This window comes from Caenibius tardaugens NBRC 16725 (assembly GCF_003860345.1).
Lineage (GTDB): Bacteria > Pseudomonadota > Alphaproteobacteria > Sphingomonadales > Sphingomonadaceae > Caenibius > Caenibius tardaugens.
Genome location: NZ_CP034179.1, coordinates 547,962 through 567,021, shown reverse-complemented (window position 1 = coordinate 567,021; position 19,060 = coordinate 547,962). Strand labels below are relative to the sequence as shown.

Annotated in this window: 19 protein-coding genes; 11 read left to right on the top strand and 8 right to left on the bottom strand. The window is 60.4% G+C overall.

Translation table 11 applies throughout. The annotated features are described in order from the left end of the window. Window positions 1-63 precede the first annotated feature (63 nt). On the bottom strand, window positions 64-822 hold the full coding sequence (locus tag EGO55_RS02745) for an SDR family NAD(P)-dependent oxidoreductase (protein WP_021689463.1): 759 nt from the start codon (window positions 820-822) through the stop codon (window positions 64-66). Between the two features lie 258 nt (window positions 823-1,080). Here EGO55_RS02745 and EGO55_RS02740 point away from each other — a divergent pair, with 258 nt between their 5' ends. After that, window positions 1,081-3,372: a TonB-dependent receptor gene (locus EGO55_RS02740; protein WP_021689462.1), complete on the top strand. Its 2,292-nt coding sequence runs from the start codon at window positions 1,081-1,083 to the stop codon at window positions 3,370-3,372. Window positions 3,373-3,558: 186 nt separating this feature from the next. Continuing rightward, complete coding sequence (gene recQ / locus EGO55_RS02735) at window positions 3,559-5,328, top strand: DNA helicase RecQ (RefSeq protein ID WP_021689461.1); 1,770 nt, start codon at window positions 3,559-3,561, stop codon at window positions 5,326-5,328. Between the two features lie 27 nt (window positions 5,329-5,355). On the opposite strand, the gene EGO55_RS02730 is transcribed toward recQ, so the two are convergent. The 5 genes from EGO55_RS02730 to EGO55_RS02710 all read right to left on the bottom strand — a co-directional run bounded on the left by EGO55_RS02730 (window position 5,356) and on the right by EGO55_RS02710 (window position 8,952). Beyond that, window positions 5,356-6,453, bottom strand: coding sequence for an HPP family protein (locus EGO55_RS02730; protein WP_021689460.1), 1,098 nt, complete (start codon window positions 6,451-6,453; stop codon window positions 5,356-5,358). Between the two features lie 34 nt (window positions 6,454-6,487). After that, window positions 6,488-6,952: a membrane protein gene (locus EGO55_RS02725; RefSeq protein WP_040715174.1), complete on the bottom strand. Its 465-nt coding sequence runs from the start codon at window positions 6,950-6,952 to the stop codon at window positions 6,488-6,490. An 11-nt stretch (window positions 6,953-6,963) separates the two neighbouring features. Further along, window positions 6,964-8,175: an NO-inducible flavohemoprotein gene (gene hmpA, locus EGO55_RS02720; protein WP_021689458.1), complete on the bottom strand. Its 1,212-nt coding sequence runs from the start codon at window positions 8,173-8,175 to the stop codon at window positions 6,964-6,966. Window positions 8,176-8,239: 64 nt separating this feature from the next. Continuing rightward, a complete protein-coding gene (locus EGO55_RS02715; protein ID WP_021689457.1) occupies window positions 8,240-8,515 on the bottom strand; it encodes a TehB family protein in 276 nt (91 codons plus the stop codon). Further along, a complete protein-coding gene (locus EGO55_RS02710; protein ID WP_021689456.1) occupies window positions 8,512-8,952 on the bottom strand; it encodes a group III truncated hemoglobin in 441 nt (146 codons plus the stop codon). Before EGO55_RS02710 ends, EGO55_RS02715 begins: the two co-directional genes overlap by 4 nt. A 93-nt stretch (window positions 8,953-9,045) precedes the next feature. Between EGO55_RS02710 and EGO55_RS02705 the strand changes: the two genes are divergently transcribed. Together EGO55_RS02705 and EGO55_RS02700 are read left to right on the top strand one after the other, a co-directional pair. Continuing rightward, complete coding sequence (locus tag EGO55_RS02705; protein ID WP_021689455.1) at window positions 9,046-9,498, top strand: RrF2 family transcriptional regulator; 453 nt, start codon at window positions 9,046-9,048, stop codon at window positions 9,496-9,498. A gap of 130 nt (window positions 9,499-9,628) precedes the next feature. Further along, window positions 9,629-10,684: a tyrosine-protein phosphatase gene (locus EGO55_RS02700; protein ID WP_021689454.1), complete on the top strand. Its 1,056-nt coding sequence runs from the start codon at window positions 9,629-9,631 to the stop codon at window positions 10,682-10,684. Between the two features lie 64 nt (window positions 10,685-10,748). Here the strand turns inward: EGO55_RS02700 and EGO55_RS02695 are convergent, their stop codons facing one another. Next, on the bottom strand, window positions 10,749-11,156 hold the full coding sequence (locus tag EGO55_RS02695; RefSeq protein ID WP_021689453.1) for a response regulator: 408 nt from the start codon (window positions 11,154-11,156) through the stop codon (window positions 10,749-10,751). Window positions 11,157-11,570: 414 nt separating this feature from the next. Here EGO55_RS02695 and EGO55_RS02690 point away from each other — a divergent pair, with 414 nt between their 5' ends. The 4 genes from EGO55_RS02690 (at window position 11,571) to EGO55_RS02675 (ending at window position 15,686) form a co-directional block, all read left to right on the top strand. Further along, window positions 11,571-12,428: a Coq4 family protein gene (locus tag EGO55_RS02690; RefSeq protein WP_021689452.1), complete on the top strand. Its 858-nt coding sequence runs from the start codon at window positions 11,571-11,573 to the stop codon at window positions 12,426-12,428. A 224-nt stretch (window positions 12,429-12,652) separates the two neighbouring features. Continuing rightward, entirely contained in the window at window positions 12,653-13,291 is a 639-nt protein-coding gene (locus EGO55_RS02685; protein ID WP_021689451.1) for a TetR/AcrR family transcriptional regulator, read from the top strand. A gap of 322 nt (window positions 13,292-13,613) precedes the next feature. After that, complete coding sequence (locus EGO55_RS02680) at window positions 13,614-15,137, top strand: amidase (protein WP_021689450.1); 1,524 nt, start codon at window positions 13,614-13,616, stop codon at window positions 15,135-15,137. 126 nt (window positions 15,138-15,263) lie between these two features. Continuing rightward, the gene (locus EGO55_RS02675) at window positions 15,264-15,686 is read left to right on the top strand and encodes a DUF6841 family protein (RefSeq protein ID WP_021689449.1); all 423 of its coding nucleotides are present in this window, start codon (window positions 15,264-15,266) and stop codon (window positions 15,684-15,686) included. A 28-nt stretch (window positions 15,687-15,714) separates the two neighbouring features. On the opposite strand, the gene EGO55_RS02670 is transcribed toward EGO55_RS02675, so the two are convergent. After that, window positions 15,715-16,494 (bottom strand): helix-turn-helix domain-containing protein, encoded by a 780-nt coding sequence (locus tag EGO55_RS02670; protein ID WP_021689448.1) that lies wholly within the window; start codon window positions 16,492-16,494, stop codon window positions 15,715-15,717. Window positions 16,495-16,637: 143 nt separating this feature from the next. Here EGO55_RS02670 and EGO55_RS02665 point away from each other — a divergent pair, with 143 nt between their 5' ends. The 3 genes from EGO55_RS02665 to EGO55_RS02655 all read left to right on the top strand — a co-directional run bounded on the left by EGO55_RS02665 (window position 16,638) and on the right by EGO55_RS02655 (window position 19,059). Beyond that, window positions 16,638-17,708 carry a Rieske 2Fe-2S domain-containing protein gene (locus tag EGO55_RS02665; RefSeq protein WP_021689447.1) on the top strand — a complete coding sequence of 357 codons (1,071 nt, stop codon included), beginning with the start codon at window positions 16,638-16,640 and terminating at the stop codon, window positions 17,706-17,708. Between the two features lie 31 nt (window positions 17,709-17,739). Continuing rightward, window positions 17,740-18,510 (top strand): SDR family NAD(P)-dependent oxidoreductase, encoded by a 771-nt coding sequence (locus EGO55_RS02660; RefSeq protein WP_021689446.1) that lies wholly within the window; start codon window positions 17,740-17,742, stop codon window positions 18,508-18,510. A gap of 297 nt (window positions 18,511-18,807) precedes the next feature. Beyond that, a complete protein-coding gene (locus tag EGO55_RS02655) occupies window positions 18,808-19,059 on the top strand; it encodes a hypothetical protein (protein ID WP_040715143.1) in 252 nt (83 codons plus the stop codon). Window position 19,060: the final 1 nt, after the last annotated feature.

Sequence of the window (19,060 nt, the reverse complement as noted above, 5' to 3'; positions counted from 1 at the left end):
CCGGGCAAAATAGAAATCCGGGGTCGCCAAGTGCGATCCCGGATTTTTCACACGCGCCCTGTGTCAGGCGAGGTAACCGCCATCTGCAACCAGTACGGTACCGTTGATATAACCGGCGCCGTCCGAACAGAGCCAGACGACCGCCTTGGCCACATCTTCCGGTTCGGCAAAGCGGCCGAGCGGGATCGTGTTGAGCAGCGAATCCTTGTACTCGGGCTGATTGATCACAGTGTTGGTCAAAGGCGTGTCGACTACGCCCGGTGACACGGCATTGCAGCGGATATTGCGATTGCCGTATTCCTTGGCGATGGTCTTGGTCAGGCCAAACACCCCGTGCTTCGCCGCCGTATAGGCGGCAGTACGGGGATAGCTGACGTGGGCCTGCAACGATGTGGTGTTGACGATGGCGCCGCCACCAGTCTCGAGCATCAGGGGCAACTGTGCCCGCAGGCAATAGAACACGCCGTCCAGATCGACGCCCAGAACCTGACGCCACACATCCAGCGGAAGATCGTGCGTTTCCGGCACCGGGGCACCCTTCAACGGTCCGATTTCGGTAATTCCGGCGTTGTTGAAAGCACAGTCGAGCCTGCCGAACGCCTTGTGCACGGTATCGACCATGGCCAGGCAATCGTCGGGGTTCATCACGTCCACGCCGCAGGCGATCGCGCCCGGAAGCTCCTTCGCCAGCGCTTGCGCGGCTTGCGCATTGCGATCGGCAATCGCGACTTGCGCGCCAGCGGCGGCGAACAGACGCACCGTGGCCGCGCCGATGCCGCTTGCGCCGCCGGTGACGAGCACAGCTTTCCCCTGAAAATCCATAACTCTCTCCTTCGAACCCTCACTACCCGCTCGACACTAAGGTGCGCAGTCTCCCGCGTTTAGTCCAGCCATGCGCGGCGTGCTGCGATTTTGCGTCATCAATGCCACGGTATTTGCGGGAAACTACGCAAAGCGTCAATATGATAGATGTAAAATGACATATACGTAGAAAATATGTTTGGCGAATCGTGCAAATGTCGTAAGTTTAGGCGTTGGTACGATGCGGAGGAAATCCGCCGCCATATTCGGGAGAGCGATATGAATTTTCGTTTCGTGGTTTTGGCTGGCTCCATGCTGGCTACAGCCGTGCCGCAGATCGCAGTGGCGCAAAACACGTCGGGCACCAGTGCCGCATCGGCCGGAATCGGCGATATCGTCGTGACTGCGCGGCGCACGGAAGAAAGCGCCCAGACAGTTCCGGTATCGGTGACCGGCTACAATGCGGATCAATTGGAAGCGCTGAATATTCAGGGCTTTGGGGATATCGGTAAGACAGTTCCCAATTTGGATGTGCAGCGTCAGTTTGGGTCTGCCAGCGCACCGCAGTACTACCTGCGCGGTGTTTCGACAGGCTCGCTCAAGTTCGAGGCGGACGCCGGGATCGGTCTCTATATCGATGGCGTCTATCTCGGTCGCCCGGCGGGGACGGCTTTCGATCTGGCCGATATCGAAAGGGTCGAAGTGTTGCGCGGGCCGCAGGGCACATTGTTTGGCCGCAATGCGACGGGTGGCGCGATCAACTTCATCACGTCTCGCCCCTCGGGTGAATTCAGCGTCAAGGCGGATGCTACGATCGGTAATTTCGATCGCCGGAAAGGCGGGGTCACAGTGAACCTCCCCTCGTTCGGGCCGGTCAGTGTGCGCTTGTCCTATCTGCACGATGAAAACCGTGGCTACGTGAAGAATCTGACGCCCGGCCGGACATTCCATTTTGTGGAACCGTTCGGCACGATCAAATCGGCCAAGAGCTTCGGTGCGGAAAACACCGATGCCTTTGCCGCTGCCGTGCATATTGATGGCGGTGCGCTGCAGGTCGATTACAAGTTCGACTATACAGACAAGGTCAGCACGCAATTGGCGCAGCAATTGCTCGGCTACGATCCCGGGTATGTTGCGGGCGTGGGCAATCCGCCCTTCTATACTGCTGCGCCGAGCATCTATGTCCCGCCCAGCACCAAACGGCAGAAGGCCGTCGCGCTCGACATGACGTCGCCGTCCCATCTGAAGATCCAGGGGCACAGCCTGACTGCGGCGCTGGATCTCAATGAGGCGATTACGCTGAAAAGCATCACCGGCTTCCGGAAAATGGATGAAGCCGTCGGTGGCAACGATATCGACGGCGGTGCCTATGATCTGGGTGGGCTGCCGTTCACCAACATCTCCTCGATTCAGGATCGCCACCAGAAACAGTTCACGCAGGAACTGCAGGTTCTCGGCAAGAGCGGCAATTTCGACTGGGTGTTGGGCGCGTTCTATTTCCGGGAAACCGGGCGCGACAACAATCCCGTCTTCATTGGCGCGATGTTCCCGACCCACCTGCCGGAAATCATTCCTTCGCTGGGCAATGGCATCGGCAATACGATCAACGCCTTCGGGGTGCCCAGCGATTATTTCTCGGGCGCGGACGTATCGATCCGCAACAAGTCCATGGCCGCCTATGCGCACCTTGGGTACAAGGCAGAACATTTCGAGCTGGCGGGCGGTATCCGCTATACCAAGGACAAGCGGCGTGAAGTGGTGCGGGCAGCGGGCATCATTCCGTTCGCGGCCGATCCCAAGGTTTCCAATGCCAGTTTCGACCATTGGGATTTCGATGCCACGGCGACTTATATTGTGAACAACAATGTGCGGGCCTATCTGCGCTTCGCCACCGGCTATTTGTCGGGCGGGGTTCTGGGCGGCCAGGTCTTCAAGCCGGAAACGGTGAAAAGCTACGAAGCGGGTATCAAGGCGGATCTGCTGGATAACCGGCTGCGCATCAACGCCGCCTATTTCATTTCGCGCCGCAAGAATGTGCAGACGCTGGGCTTCGATACCGTCAACGGCACGTTCCTGTTCTCGTCCCCTTATGGGCATGAAAACGGGTTCGAAGTGGAACTGACCGCCAAACCGACATCGAATATCACTTTGAATGCGAGCTACGGTTATCTGAATCAGAAGTTGGCGACCGATCCGATCAAGGGACCGGTCAACTCACTCGCGCCCAAGAACACCCTGAGCCTGGGGGCGCAGTACGATGCACCGGCATTTGCGAATGGCAGCCATCTCACGTTCCGTCTCGACGGCTTTTACAAGGACAAGCGCCTGTCCGATCCGATCAGAAACGCGGCGACGCTGGATCTGACGACATTGCCGGCGCGGTTCGACGTCAATGCCCGGGTATCGTTGGTCGATCTGCCGCTGGGCGGGGCGAAAGTGAAAGTGTCGGGCTGGGTGCAGAATCTGACCAACAATCAGAAGCTCGAATTCGCGCGCAATCTGACCACCAACGTCATCGGCACTTTTCAGGTGCCACGGACCTTTGGCGTCGATTTCGGCGTTAATTTCTGACCTGGCCAGTGCGATGGGCGTGCGTGCTGACAACGATCGGTCGCCGCCATCACGATCACAGCACTGGTCGCTTCCTGGGGCAGCTTCGGCTGCCCCATTTTTCGTTTGAACCGGTATGCGGGAAAAGGGGGATAGCGCGCGGCAGGCGGTAGGCGGCAGCGTGCCGGTTTCCTATAGCCGGGTGCGATGCGTTCCGATCCTGCCACTATCCTCCACGATTTATTCGGGTTTGAGGCCTTTCGCGGGGTGCAGGAACGCGTGGTGACGCGTGTGATGGACGGGCTGGGGACGCTCGCCATCATGCCGACCGGTGCGGGAAAATCGCTCTGCTATCAATTGCCAGCAGTGGCCCTGCCGGGCTGTTGCGTCGTCATTTCGCCGCTGATTGCCCTGATGCACGATCAACTGCGTTCGGCCCGGGCGCTCGGTATTCGCGCGGCCAGCCTGACATCGGTTGATGCCGACTGGCGCGAAACGCAGGACCGGCTGATCGCGGGCGAACTGGACCTGCTCTACGTCGCGCCGGAAAGGGCCAGTTCCGATGCCTTCCGTGCTCTGCTCGAACGATCCCGGATATGCCTGTTCGCCATCGACGAGGCGCATTGCGTGTCCGAATGGGGGCATGATTTCCGCCCGGATTATCGCTTGCTGCGCCCACTTCTCGATGCTTTCCCGCTGGTTCCCAGGCTGGCGCTGACGGCAACTGCCGATGCGCATACGCGTGCGGATATCCTGACCCAGCTCGGCCTGCCCAACGAGGGGCTGATCGTGTCGGGATTCGACCGGCCCAATATCCGCTATGCCGTAAAACCCCGCGATGGGATGGGCCGTCAGCTTGCCGAGATTCTGGCAACCAATCCGGGGCCGGGCATCATTTATGTCCAGACCCGTGCGCTGGCGGAAAAGCTGGCGGAATCGCTGGGGGGCAAGGGGCGCCCGGTCCTGCCTTATCACGCAGGTCTCGATCCGGCGGTCCGTGCGGGTAATCAGGCGGCGTTTCTTGCCAGCGAAGATATGGTGATGGTCGCGACCGTGGCGTTCGGCATGGGGATCGACAAACCCGATGTGCGCTTCGTTGCCCATGCCGGGCTGCCGAAGTCGATCGAAGGCTATTACCAGGAAAGCGGCCGGGCGGGGCGCGATGGTGATCCGGCTGTGGCCACGCTGCTGTGGGGGCCGGAAGATTTCGTGCGCGCGCGCCAACGCATCGGCGAGGTCGAAGCCGCGCGTCAGGCCGGAGAGCGTACGCGCATTGCCGCACTGGGCGCGTTGGTGGAAACCGGGGGATGCCGCCGGGCGGTGTTGCTGCGCCATTTCGGAGAAAGTCCGCCTGATCAGTGCGGAAACTGCGACAACTGCCTTGCGCCGCCCGCCTGCGTCGATGCCACGCAGACCGCGCAGAAGCTGCTGTCCGCAGTCTATCGCACGGGTCAGAGTTACGGCCTGGGGCATATCGAAGCCGTGCTGACGGGCAAGTCAGATGATCGGATCGTGGCGCGCGGGCATGATGCCCTGTCGGTTTTCGGTATTGTTGCGGGCGATGAAACGGCGCTGGTCAAGCCGGTGGCAAGGGCGCTGATGGTGCGCGATGCGCTGGACACGAACGCGCATGGCGGTTTGGCGCTTGGCCCGGCGGCACGGCAGTTCCTGCGTGGTGAGGAAACGGTTTCCCTTGTCCTGCCACCGGCACGCACACGCCGGGGCAAGCGCAGCAATGCGGAAACCAATCCGGTGGGCGATCCGCTGTTCGATGCGTTGCGCGCGCTGCGCCGCGATCTGGCGAAGGAGGCAGGGGTGCCGCCTTATGTCATCTTTCATGACAGCACCCTGCGCGATATGGCCGCACAGCGCCCGCGCAGCGACCGTGATCTGGGTCAGATTGCCGGGATCGGCACACGCAAACGCGAAGTTTACGGGCGGGCCTTTCTCGATGTCATCGCCAATTTTTCCAGCTAGTCGTGCGTTGCGCTTGTCGCAGCGCGATCACGGCGAACCGTTGGCACTGGCGACCTGTTCGGCAACGTGGCTGCGCCATAACGCGGCCAGAAGATCGGTCTGCGTGATCATTCCGACGAGGCGATTGTCTGGCCCTAGGATAAGGGCTTCGTGATGTATGCCTGCCGACAAGGCGGGTAGCAGTTCGTCAATCGGACAATCGGCTACGACCTGATAGGGGGCCTTGTTCATTACCTCGCCAACCAGCTTGCCGTTGCCGGCCAGCAATTGCGCGTGTTCCACGATCCCGACCGCCCGCCCGTCGGCATCAACCACGGGCATGGCTGCCAGTCTGCGCGTCAGAAGCCGGTCGCGCGCCTGACCGACACCTTCGTCGGGATGGGTAACGATGACGTCCCGCGACATGATGTCGGCACACCGCAAGGCGCGATGCAGGCGTTGGTGCGCACGGGTTTCCACTTCGCGAAACAGGACGTCGAGATCATCGCGGCTGACATCGAGCAGTTCGTCGTAATGGGCCAGCACCGCATCGAGATCGGCGCTGGTAAAGCCAGCACGATCTTGGGGCGGAGGGTCCTGCGTGCCATGCTGGTTGACTGGCGGCGGGGTCGCGCGATGGGGATAGCGGTGTCGGGTGGCATTGTTGAACAGCAGTGCCATCATCACCAGAATGGCCGAGTTAAGCCCTACGGGAATGAACGCGAAAGCGAGGCCTGCCTTGGCGATGGCCGGGCCGCCGAGAACCGCGGTCAGGGCCACGGCGCCACCCGGGGGGTGCAGGCATCGGCACGCGCTCATGATCGTGATCGCCAGTGCGACCGTGAAAGGTGCAGCGATCAGGGGGGAAGGGGCGACCATCGCGCAGGCCACCCCGACCAGTGCGGAAATCACATTGCCGCCCAGGATTGACCAAGGTTGCGCCAGCGGGCTGGCCGGTACGGCAAAGGCGAGCACGGCGGAGGCCCCCATCGGGGCGATCAGGGCGGGCAACGCGCTCTTGTCGCCCAACCACAGGTAACCGACCAGCGCGGTCACGGTAATGCCGCACAGCGCCCCCAGACAGGCGCGAAGGCCGTCCAGCCTGCCGGCTGGTGCCAGTCGGGATATATGATCGAACGGGAACATGGGCTTTCCGTGGCGGTGGAAACTATCCTGCCCGCTAGAACAATCCGTGGCTGCCGCCAACTGCCCCGATCGTGGTGACGACCGACAGTGCCAGCAGAACCCGGTGCATGCGTTCCATCCGGGCATAATCACGCGATGGATCGGGCGACGCCGCCATACGCCGATGCAGGAACAGCGGCTCCACAACGAACAGCATGGCGGCAAATATTGCCCACAGGACGACCATGGCGTGCATCCACCAGAAATGGAGATCGGCGAACCGGCTCCAGAGATCGGCACGCCATGTCATCCACAAACCACTGGCCCCGGCAAGCAAGACCCAGAGCCGTGCTTGCGGGGCAAACCGCCCCTCCACACCGTGGAACGCGGCGAGGCGATCTTCCGCGGCGTGGGAGGCGCGGGTGGACGGCATCACGATCAGTGTCACGAATGCCACCCCGCCGATCCAGAACAGAACGGCCAGGACATGGATGACACGGGCAAGAGTGAAGTCGTCCACCATGGGTATCCTCAGGCAGCCAGCAGTTCGTCAGCCGGTCCGAAGAATTCGTAATGGATGCGATCCGACGGCACACCCGACAGCGACAAGGCCGCGACCGATGCCCGAAGGAACGGGCGCGGGCCGCAGATGTAGTAATCGGCTTCTGCTATGGGCGTGTTGGCCAGCAGCCATTGTTCTGTAATCAGCCCGGCATGATCGTAATCGATACCGGCTGCCTCCCCGGCGAGCGGTGTCTGGTGAAAATCTGCAACCGTGATCCGCGCGCCTTGTGCCGCCGTGTCGCGCACATGCTGGCGCATGGCGTGGGTATCGCGGTCATGCGTGCCATGCACGTAAATGGTGGGCAGATCGGGATGTTGGGCTGCGATCGTTTCCAGCATCGCCACCATCGGTGTCAGCCCCACACCACCCGACAGCAGGACGACGGGCCGTTCCGGATTGTCTGCCAGGAAGAATTCGCCTGCGGGCGGCGCCACTTTCAGGATCGTGCCTTGTGCCGCCTCGTCATGAAGCCAGCCCGATGCCAACCCGTGCGGTTCGCGCTTGACCGAAATGCGATAATATTCGCCATTGGCAGCGTTCGAAATCGAATAGTTGCGCTTGATCGGCGGGTGACCGGGGATTTCGAACCAGAACGTCAGGTACTGGCCTGCTTTGTTGGCGATTACTGGCTGGCCATCGACTGGTTTGAGAATGAACGAGGTGATGACGCTGCTTTCACGGATGACGGCGTCCACGCGAAAATCACGCCAGCCGTTCCAGCCGCCCGGCGCGGTCTGCTGTTCGTCATAAATGCGCCCTTCGCGCGCGATCAGAATATTGGCGAGGAACCAGTATGCCTCGCCCCAGGCCGCCAGAATTTCGTCCGTTGCGGCATCGCCCAGCACATGCTGGATTGCACCAAGCAAGGCATTCGCCACGTGGGGATAGTGTTCGGGGAGGATCTGCAGGCCGACGTGCTTTTGCGCGATACGTTCCACCGCAGGTGCCAGTGCGCCAAGATTGTCGATATTGCTGGCATAGGCAAGGATAGCGGCCGTCAGGGCGCGGGGTTGCGAGCCACTGTCGCCATGATGTGACTGGTTGAACAGATCGCGGATGCCGGGATCGCGGAACATCCGGCTGTACATTTCGCCGACGATATCAAGGCCATGCGCTTCGAGTGCGGGAACCGTGGCTTTGACAAGGGCAATCGTCTGCGCGCTCAGTGGTTGCGACATTATTGTTTTCTCCTGCGAGTTTAGAATCTGATGGAAAATTGGATTGTGGTTTGGTGTGATGTTGTCAGCCGCAGGGCGGCTGGTCGTAGAAATCGACCTGCATTTTCATGAGGCCGAGCGGTGTCACGAAATGGGGTTGCTGCGGCTGGATCACGCCGGGATTTCCCGGTTCGAGGATGATGTCGGCAGCAGGTTCCAGCATGGTCAGTTGCAACTGTCCTTCCAGCACGCGGATCACCCCCCAGACATTGGCTTTGGTGGTGTGGCGTTCGCGCAGGGCGATGGGCAGGGTGTCCTGATCGAAGACCGGGGTGGAACGATAGGGGGCAGGGCCGTTCATGCCGCTGCTCCCGTCGCGATCGGGCACCCTGATCGGGACTGTCCTGGTGGCGCAGCAGCAGATGATCGTCCGATCCGGAAGAACAGGGCGAGTTGCAGGCTTTCGGCAATACGTGCCGCCTTGGCCTGCAGGGCTGCTGCGGCTTCCGGCTGCATCAGGTCATCGGTGGTACGCGCCCACAGACCCAGCCAGCGAGCGAACAGGGCGGGCGTAATGCGATCCTGATGCTTGCGATGCGCGGGCACGGGTTGCCCTTTATAGCGCCCGCTTGTCAGCATCACGGACGACCAGAAGTCGGTCAGCCGGTCGAGATGTTCGGGCCAGTCGTGAACGGCCTGATTGAAAATCGGGCCCAGTTCCTCATCCGCCCGGACGCGGCTGTAGAACGTTTCCACCAGTTCCCTCAGTCCGTGTTCGTCGATCTGCAAATCGCCCATCACCGCGACTCCTAAACATGTATTATTGATGCATCTATACTGCGAGGGTAAATCATGCAATAGGTATGCATGATTTAATGGAGGCGCAGAAAATTGCGGCTGACGCGCTACACCGACTATGCAATGCGAGTGCTGCTCTATCTCGGCACGCACCCCGATCGGCTGTGCTCGATCGCGGAAATCGCACAGGTCTATGCGATCTCGCAGAACCACCTGATGAAGGTGGTGAACGATCTGGTGAATGCCGATTATCTGCACAGCGTGCGCGGGCGCAACGGCGGGATTCGGCTGGCCCGGCCCGCGGAAGCGATCAATGTCGGCGCACTCATCCGTCATACCGAAGATGGCTTCGAACTGGTCGATTGCGGCAGTTGCCTGATCGCGCCCGCGTGTGGTCTTACGGGCGTGCTGGATGAAGCCTTGCTTGCGTTTCTCGCGGTGCTGGATCGCTATACGCTGGCCGATGTGCTGGCGCGCCGTGGCGGGTTTTCGCGGCTTCTTTCCATGCTCAGTATACCGGACGGCGGCACTCCCGCGAATATCTGAAACATCCTTGGTATTCAGGTGTCTTGGCGAAGTGCTGCGCTCTCGCTTATGCCTGTAGGGTGATTCGTCCCGAGACCGAAGCCAAGAGGCCGGTCGGCAGCCGTGGGCTGCGGCGAAGGAGAGGTATGCCATGATCAAAACTGTTCTGAAGTCGACTTCGTTGTGCGCAGTTGCGCTGTGTCTTGCGGGTCAGGCCATCGCCGCCGAACCAGCACGCATCGAAAGAAAGGACGCGCAGAGCGCGGTTCTCATTCTGGAAGATGCCGCACCGGCGACCATATGGCTGAGCAGGGATCGCATACTCGACCGTCATGACACGTTGGTCGCGCGCAAGAGCACGGCGCAGCGTGTTGCGCTGTCGCTGCCCGCATCGCAGCGCGATTACGTGATCGTGCAGCGCGGCAAAGGTGCTCCGCTGGTCGTGGCGGAACGAGTTCTCCCGCTGGAACAGGGCAGCAACTTCCGCGATGTCGGAGGGTATATCACGAAGGACGGCAAGGTTGTCCGGTGGGGGCAGGCATTTCGTTCCGGGGCCATGCCGATGCTGACCGACGCAGATTACGCTCTGCTTGGGCAACTCGATATCGGTTCGGTGCTGGATTTGCGTTCGCTGGAGGAACGTGAAGTCGCTCCTGATCTCCTCGATGACCGGACCGGGGCGCTGTTCCTTTCGAATGACTATTCGATGAAGCCGCTGTTCGCAAAAATGGCCGCGGGCAATGGTGAAAATACCTATGCCGGGATCGAGGAACTGCTCGTCCCGCAGTTCCGCACCCTGTTCAAGCGTCTGCTCGCAGACGAGGGGGCGATCGTTTATCATTGTTCCGCAGGGCAGGATCGTACGGGCGTCGCCACCGCGCTGCTCTATGATGTGCTTGGCGTCGACCGCGAAACTATTCTCGCGGATTACCATCGGTCCACGGCTTTGCGGCGGGTGGAATTCGAGATGCCGCCGATCAATCCGGCGGATTATCCGCATAACCCGATGGTCCAGTACTACGCCGCGAGCCGTGCCAAGGGCCCGGCCAAGGCCGAGCCGCTCTATACGCCGAGCGGGCAATCGCATCTGGCGCAGTTCTTTGCGTATCTCGATAGGCAGTATGGCGGTTCGGAAGGGTATTTGCGGCAAAAGCTCGGTTTTACCGATGCCGATCTGGAAAAGCTCCGCACCCGCATGTTGCAGTGATGCCGTGGGTTCATGGAACTTCGGGGATGGGGCAATCCGCGCGCGAGAGTGCTGGTTGAAGCGGTTACAAAGCGTCGCGGTTATGATCCGGCAGGTGGTCGGCGGAAGACAGATCCCTTACCAGATTGATCACAGCCTTCTGATCGTAAGGTTTGCGGAAGAAATGGTCCGCGACGCTTTCCCGGCCGTCGGGCAGATGCGCGGATACGAGAACGACCGGCAGGTCGGGGCGTTGTTGTTTGACCAGCGTGGCGAACTGCACGCCGTCGATCGATCCGGGAACCCGAATATCGCTGAGGATCAAGCAGATATGCGGATTGGCGGTAAATAATGCCAGCGCCTCTTCGCCGTTGATCGCTTCGAGAACCTGAAAGCCGGCAAGGCGCAGATCATCGGCCATGACCATGCGAATGAGAATTTCGTCTTCGACGACAAGAATGAGTGGGCCACCCGCCTTATCGAGTTTTGTCATGCGGAGCGCCCCATTTGTAATCCCTTGCAATGTCAGCCGAACCGGAGGAGCCCGCCTCTGGCCGCGGCTGCGTATGCTCAGCTTCGTGCGTCGTACTCACGAACCGTTAATATGCAATTCCGTTCCGGCATGATCGAAAAATATCCGTTTGCGAAGGATTCGCGAAATTTTGCGGTATTTCTGGTCGCATCCGTTCGCGATGCTTGCGCGTGCAAGGGGCGATGGCGTTGTCGGTGCACCTGTTCCGTATGCTTTCGCCTAACGCGAAAGGGCCATGCATCGCGGGTGCGCGTTGGTGCGGCGGTGATATGGCCCTGACGGAAAACAGAATGGCCATATCCATGGTGCGACTACATCTTGCTATTTGATGCGGGCGGCGCACTATGGACTCAATAATAATAGCGGAGAGGTGTGATGGTTGAAGTTTCCAAAGCGGATTATGAATATTTCAACGGTGCGGTTCGGCGTTACGAAACCCAAAGCTCCGTCCTCGTCAGTTCGTCGCCCTATCTCAATCATCCGACCTTGCGTTCGCTGATGGCGCAGGAAATGCTGCGCCGGAACGGCCCGGACATGCCGAATACGGCATTTATTCCTGAAGTGGCCCAGATTCTGCACGATCTGGAAGACATGCCGGCGATCATGCGCCTGTTCGAAGAAGAAAAGCAGCGCTTGCCCGAATTTCGCAACTGGCTGGATCGCAAGCTGCTTTCAGACTTCAAGGCTGAGGATGTGGCGCATTGCAAGCCTGGCACGCTCGGCCACATGATCCACGATTTCATCGCGAACAGCGGTTACAACATGGATGTGTTCTTTCAGGGGATGAAGGTCGACAGCGATTATACCTATTATCTCAAGGAACGCGCGCTGACGCATGATCTGGAACATATGGTCACTGGGTTCGGTCCCAACAACGGCGGGGAACTGGCGCTGATCGCTGCGAATATCCGCGCGGCCTACAAATATTTCCGGCCCGAACTGGCGGCCTATATCAACCGCGTATCCAACTATCTGAAGGCGAAAAGCTTGATGAAGAGCAACCTCTACTATCCGCAGGCGGTCCCCATTCAGATCGAGGCGGAAGAGCGCGGTTATGCGCAGGGTCGCAACTGGAAGTTCCCGTTGATGATGCTTCCGTGGCGCGAACTAGTTGACGTTTCGGTCGAGGAAATCCGCGAGGAATACGGGATCACTGATGCGCCGCCGCCGGGTTATTGGGGGGACAGCACCCCTTACAGCGAAGATCCGCGCTTCCCTCTGGCTGCCGAATAGCTCGGAGGGACCGTTCCTGACCGGGTGGCCAGGCCAGCTGGTCAGAATGGGCTGGTCAGAATGGGGCTTGTCGCGCGATCTCCGGAGCAGGCAGGGTTTTGTGTGCTTCCGGTTGAGGTGACAGAGGCGGCCACGATCCTGTGACAGATTGCGATGTGCCAATGGTCATTTCCATGACAACTGGCTAAAGGGGCGGACATGTTACTTTTGGCCCGGAACGCCCAATGACCAAATTACTGTCCCGGCGTGAGCTCAACAAGGAGCGGACGCGGAACGCCATTCTCCGCGCGGCCCGCGAAGGGTTCGCGCGCGAAGGTGTGAGCGGCATGACGATGGATGACATCGCCAGCGAAGCCGACGTATCGCGTACCACCCTGTTCAACTACTTTACGGGAAAGGGCGAGATACTCGACCATCTGGTGATGGAAATGCACGAACATTTCTATGCCCGTATGGAAGAATGCCGTGCCTCCACCGCGGACGTGGAGAAACGTCTGGTCATGGCCTTTTCCGAAACCGGCCGCCTGATGGAAAACGATGCCTACCGGTTGCAGCCTCTGGTCGGCTACTCGTGGTTGCGTTGGAACGAAGCGGGCATCATGGGGCGGATTGAACGACTGACCGAAAGCTTCGAGGAGTTGCTGGACGATGGCCGCGAACGTCCAAGCGGTGAGGGGCCGGATCTGCACGCCATTGCGGAGATCGCGACGGCGGTCTTCATTGGCATGATTCACAAATGGCATCTGGTCCCCGATTTTCCTCTTGCCCAGCGGCTCTCCGATGCGGCGGCCTGGATCATGCTCATGCTGCAAGATGCGCCGGAACGCGCGTTTGCTGGCGGACAGAATGCTTTCCCTGCTTGACGTGGATGCGGGTATAATTATGAACTTGGGTTCATAATTATACGGGGGCGTCCGGCTTCCCGGTTGTGGGAGTGCGAATGCGCGGAGCAGCCATAGCGGCGGATATCCTGCACGGGGGTTGCCCCGGTGTAGCGGGTCGTCCTTGGGGGCCGGCCTTCCACGATCTGAGATCGACAGCACCCGAATCACGACGGCATGGTCTGCACGGCATCTGGCCTGACGGGTGGCAGCATGTGATTGTCAGCTTTGCATAATACGTAGATACCAACATGGCTTCGGAGTCCCGACAGAAGATCGTGACGCGTAAGGGAAGGATTGAATCATGAAAACTTCACGCCGGGAAATGGTTGCAGGAACGATTGCTGTGGCCGCGACAGTGACAGCTGGGGGCACCGTTCGGGCGGCCACATCCGGTTCGGGTCATGTCCTCGACACGCATGACGCGCTGGGCCTGGCGGAACTGGTCAAAACGCGACAGGTCTCGGCTTCGGAGTTGCTGGAAAGCGCGATAGAACGGGCGGAAAAGCGCAATCCCCAGTACAATTTCATGGCGCACAAACTCTATGAACGCGCGCGGGCGGCGGTGGCCAAGGGTGTGCTGGAAGGGCCCTTTCAGGGTGTGCCCTGGCTGATTAAGGATCTCAATACCAACATCGAAGGGGAACTGACCGAACAGGGCAGCCGTCTGTTCAAAGGCAATCGCGCCAAAGTGTCTTCCGAACTGGTGAAGCGCTACGAACGGGCCGGGCTCGTCATTTTCGGAAAGACGACATCCCCTGAATTCGGGCTGACGGCCACCACCGAAAGCAAGCTGATGGGCGACACCCGCAATCCGTGGAACCCGGCGCACAGCACGGGTGGCTCAAGCGGCGGTTCCGCCGCAGCGGTTGCTGCGGGAGTGATCCCGGCCGCGCATGCGACCGACGGGGGCGGATCGATCCGCATTCCGGCATCCTGTTGCGGGCTGTTTGGCCTCAAGCCGAGCAGGGGCCGCGTGCCGATGGGGCCGCCCTACACGGAAGGCTGGGGTGGCATGTCGGCGCACCATGCCGTGACCCAGACCGTACGCGACAGTGCGGCCTTGCTGGATGCCACCCATGGCCTCGAACTGGGTTCGCGTTATACCGCGCCGACACCAGAACGGCCGTTTCTGGAAGAAGTGGGGCGTGATCCGGGGCGTTTGCGGATTGCCCTGAACGTCACGCCTGCGCTGGGTACCCCGGTCGATCCGGACGTCGTGGCCGCGGTGCGTGAAGCAGGCAGGCTGTGCGAGAAACTGGGGCATGTGGTCGAAGAGGCCGCACCCAAGCTGGACATGGATGCGATCGGAAAGGCATCGTTTTCGATCATCGGATCGTCGATTGTCGCCAATGTAAACGCGCGCTGCGCAGCGTTGGGGATCAAGCCCGGACCGGACGTTCTCGAGGCGGCCACGCTGGTCTATTACCAGATGGGGCAGAAAGCCACGGGCGCAGACTATGCGCAGGCCGTGAACGATCTTCTGATCGCCTCAACCGCAGTGGCGGATTTCATGACCAATTATGATATCCTGCTGTCACCCGTGGTGGCCAGCCCGCCCTTGCCGTTGGGTGTGATCAGCCTGTCCAACCCCGATATTGAGGCCTATTTCAAGGCGATCACCGCCTATGTGCCGTTCAGCGGGCTGATGAACCAGACCGGCCAGCCCAGCATGTCGGTGCCATTGGCGATGTCGAAATCCGGTCTCCCGATCGGGGTCATGTTCTCCGGTCGCTATGGCACGGAAGCGACCCTGTTTCGTCTGGCCGGACAGTTGGAAACGGCGGCGCCCTGGCGCAATCGCAAGCCGCGCCTGCCGCGCGTCTGACAAAAGGTGGGGCGGGGCCGGGTGGTTCATCCGGCCTATCCTCGATCGAGGGCTTGCCGTAATGCCGTTCGTTAGTCATGACTCACTTCCCGATAGTTCACGAGAAAAAGAATGGGAGGAAAGAGGATGACCAAAGGACCGGACGCATTGTGCCGAAGCTATGATCAGGCAATGCTCGACAAGGATGGGCGGGCCATCGCCGGGCATTACCTGTTTCCCTATATTTCGTTCACGCTGGGCCATGTGCATAGATTTGACGATCGCGCCACGGCCGACGCCGCCTGTGCAGATCAGGTGGCCCGGTTCGAACGGGCGGGCGTGGGATCGGATATCCGCATCACGGATTACAAGGTGGTCGAGGTATCTGCGGATTCCGCGCTGTGCCATATCACTTGGGAAATAACCCCGACCAATGGCACGCCGGGTTGGAAATGGACCAATGTCTATGGCTATCGTCGGCGCGGTGACGAGGAAGGTTTCGAGTTCAATATTTCGGACAACGAAATCGCTGAACTGCTGCAACGCTTCCCCAACTTCTACAGCCTCTGACAGCGTATCCCGCGCGGTATAGTTAGGTTCAGGCCGGCGTTATGTCGGCCTGTCCCCCTTGCGCGGTATCGGTTGCGCGCCATTCATTGGTTATGGCCTCGAGATCGAGCGGGCGCACCAGCATCAACACTGCGCTCCACGCATAGTCATCCATAGAAGCGGCCTGATCCTGTTCGCAGATCAGTTGGATATCCTCGCGCAGGGCTTCGAACAGGGCGTGCACGCGGGCACGGCCTGCGCTGCTTAGCCGGACCATGTCGGATATGTAGCGGGATTCGGGCGCGCCGAAATCCATTGCAACGAAGAAGCGCTTGACCGTTTTTTCAAAGGCAATCGCCATCGGGCCGCCCGACCGCCAGCGCACCGCCTTGCGCGTGCGGGCGCGCAGCCGGCCGCTGTGCGACACGTCGAGAAGATCCATCCGTTCCAGCCGGGCCAGGCATTGTTCCAGCCGTTTGCCGATAAGGCCGAACTGTTCTTCCAGATCCCGCTTCTGGGCGCCATGCAGGATCGCGAAGAAAGCCAGTGCCAAGCCGCGATCCGCAGCCAGAATCCGTTCCTGCGCCAATGTGAAGGCATCCTGTTCCGGCCCGCGTGAACGGCCGATAAGATCACGCAATTCCAGCCCGGCGACCCCGCAAATCTGATCCAGCCGATGGAGGCTCAGCCCTTCGCCGCGCAGCCACCGCCAGACGGTGGGTTCCGCCACATCCAGCCGTTCGGCCAAAGTGGCGACACGTATGTCCTGTCGCTTCAATTCGCGGCGCAATTCCGAAAGGATTGCGGCAACACCGGGACGATCGTTCATCACCAAATTCCTATAACCGATCATGAGACGATATTATCCTATCATGATATGATCGAACTTACAGGCGGGCAATTGATCCCGCGCCGGGGGGCGAACAAAAGGGCCGGAGGCGGGCATGCAGCCCCGCGCAATGGAGAGAGGCAATGGCAGGATCAGCGGAATACGGTTTGGGTGAATTCGTTTTCCCGCGCGGCTGGTTCATGGTGGCGCGCTCCGCCGATCTCGGTAATGAACCCATGCCGTTGCACATGTTCGGCCGCGAACTGGCTCTCTATCGTGGGGAAAGCGGGCAACCCTATCTGCTCGATGCCTATTGCCCGCATATGAAGGCGCATCTCGCGGCGGAACAGACCTCGTCGGAGGGGGCAGGCCGTATCGAAGGCGAATTCATCCGTTGCCCCTATCACTGGTGGCGTTTCGGCCCCGATGGCCGCTGCAACGCGATCCCCTATTTTGAGGGGGATATTCCCGCCGCGGCCAAAGTGCGCGCCTATCCCACGCAGGAACGTTTCGGGTGCATCTTTGCCTGGCATGATCCGGAAGAACTGGCCCCCGATTTCGATTTGCCCGATGTGCCCGAATGGGATGATGCCGCGTGGTTCACCTGCGAATGGGATGATCTTGGCACACTGGATGTGCATCCTCAGGAGATAACCGACAACCTTGTCGACACACGGCATTTCGGCCCGATCTACGGCCAGCGTATCGTCTATTTCGAATCCGTGTTTGAAGGGGTGAAGGGCTGGCAATATTCGGGCGGTGGGCACGAAACCATGGTTGCCAGCGATGAAGGCGTGATGGCTGTCGACGCCTGCTATCAGGGGCCGGGCTTGCTGGTTGCGCGCTATTCCGGTGAAACCGATGCGGTGCAGATGATCTTCCATACCCCCAAGGACGATGGTGTCACGCAGGTTTGGCACGGGTTGATCACCCGCGCGAAGACCACGCCGCCCACCACCGATGACGTGGCGGTCAATCAACAGTATCACGATGTCGGGCTTGCGGCATTCTCGCAGGATTTCGCAATCTGGCAGTCAAAAGCGCCCGCAGTGCAGATTTTGCGTATGCCGGGGGATGGTCCTTTCCACCGTTGCCGTGCATGGTACCGCCAGTTTTATAACCCCCGTGCGCAGGCGGCTGAGTATCAGGCGCGCGCGGACGGATCGCATGAAACGCAAGGGATAGCGATCAGGCCCGCGCTCGCGGCCGAATAATACTGAACCAACCATTTTTTGGAGGATGTGAATGAGCAAGGATTTTCCTGAAGGCGCCGTCATGGTGTTCGGCGGCAGCGGCGGGATCGGGAAAGGCGTGGCCATGGAATTCGCCAAGGCGGGTACGGCCGTGGCGATCTGTTATCGCAGCAAGCGGGAGGTGGCCGAAGCCACGGCTGAGGCCATCCGTGCGCTGGGGGTGAAGGCATCCACGCATCAGATGGACGTGCGCAATCGTGCGGAGGTGGTCGCCGGTTTCGAAGCCGCAGTGGCGGAACACGGCCGGGTGCATTCGATCGTCTGGGGGGCTGGCCCAATTGTCGCACAGGTGCCTCTGGCTGACTGGGCGGAAGACCAGTTCCGTCAGTCGATGGAAATCGAGGCGTTCGGTTTCTACAATGCCGTGAACACCGCCATTCCGCATTTCCGCGCCAAGGGTGGTGGTTCCTTCGTGCATCTCGGTTCCGCCGGGCACGACTGGTGGCCGCAGCTCGATGGCCTGTCAGTCGCCCCGAAGGCCTGCAACGAAGCGCTGATCAAGGGTATCGCCAAGGAAGAAGGGCCGAATGAAATTCGCGCCAACTCCATTCTTGTGGGCGTGATCGACGCGGGCCAGTTCAAGGTCGGGCAGGAAGAAGGCTATTTCGATGAAGCGTGGGAAACTGCGGTGAAAGCCATGCTGCCGCTCAAACGCTGGGGTTCCGCCGAAGATATCGGGCAGGCGGCCGTGTTCCTCGCTTCCAACAAGGCAAACTACGTGACTGGCCAGACCATCTCGGTCGCTGGCGGTTTCGGCGTCTGATTTCAGGGTCGGGGTGGCGCGCACAGCGCCGCCCCTGCCATCTTACCGGCATGATGATTCTCCGGAATTTCCGGAGCGCCGGTTTCCTTCCTTCATCGACCAGTCGCATCCACGACACAGGCAAACGAGGCCCCCAGCAGAGCGGGCGTGGCCTGTCTTATGTCCGTCACATCCCGTCCCTATGGGCGGGCCCGTCGGGAAAAAGTCCTATAGTCCGGCAGGTCTATCGGGCGACGTGGCGACAGCTTCTCTGCATCATGGGATGCAGCGGGCGTGCAAGAGCAAACTGGTGCAAAGATGAAAATCCCCGGGACATATGTGGACGAATGCCGCACACAGCATGACGTGACGGTCGTTGATTTGTCGTGCGCGGGCTGCCGCGTGGCCGGTGACCGCAACAGTGCCGCAGCCGGTAGTGTCGTGCGGTTCTTCATCGGTGCGATCGGCCCTATCGAAGGCCGGGCCGAGGCGCGTTGTGGCGATGATTTGCGGATCAGTTTCGTAAATCCGATTGAACCCCGTATTGTGGAACACTTCGCCGCCGCCTGAA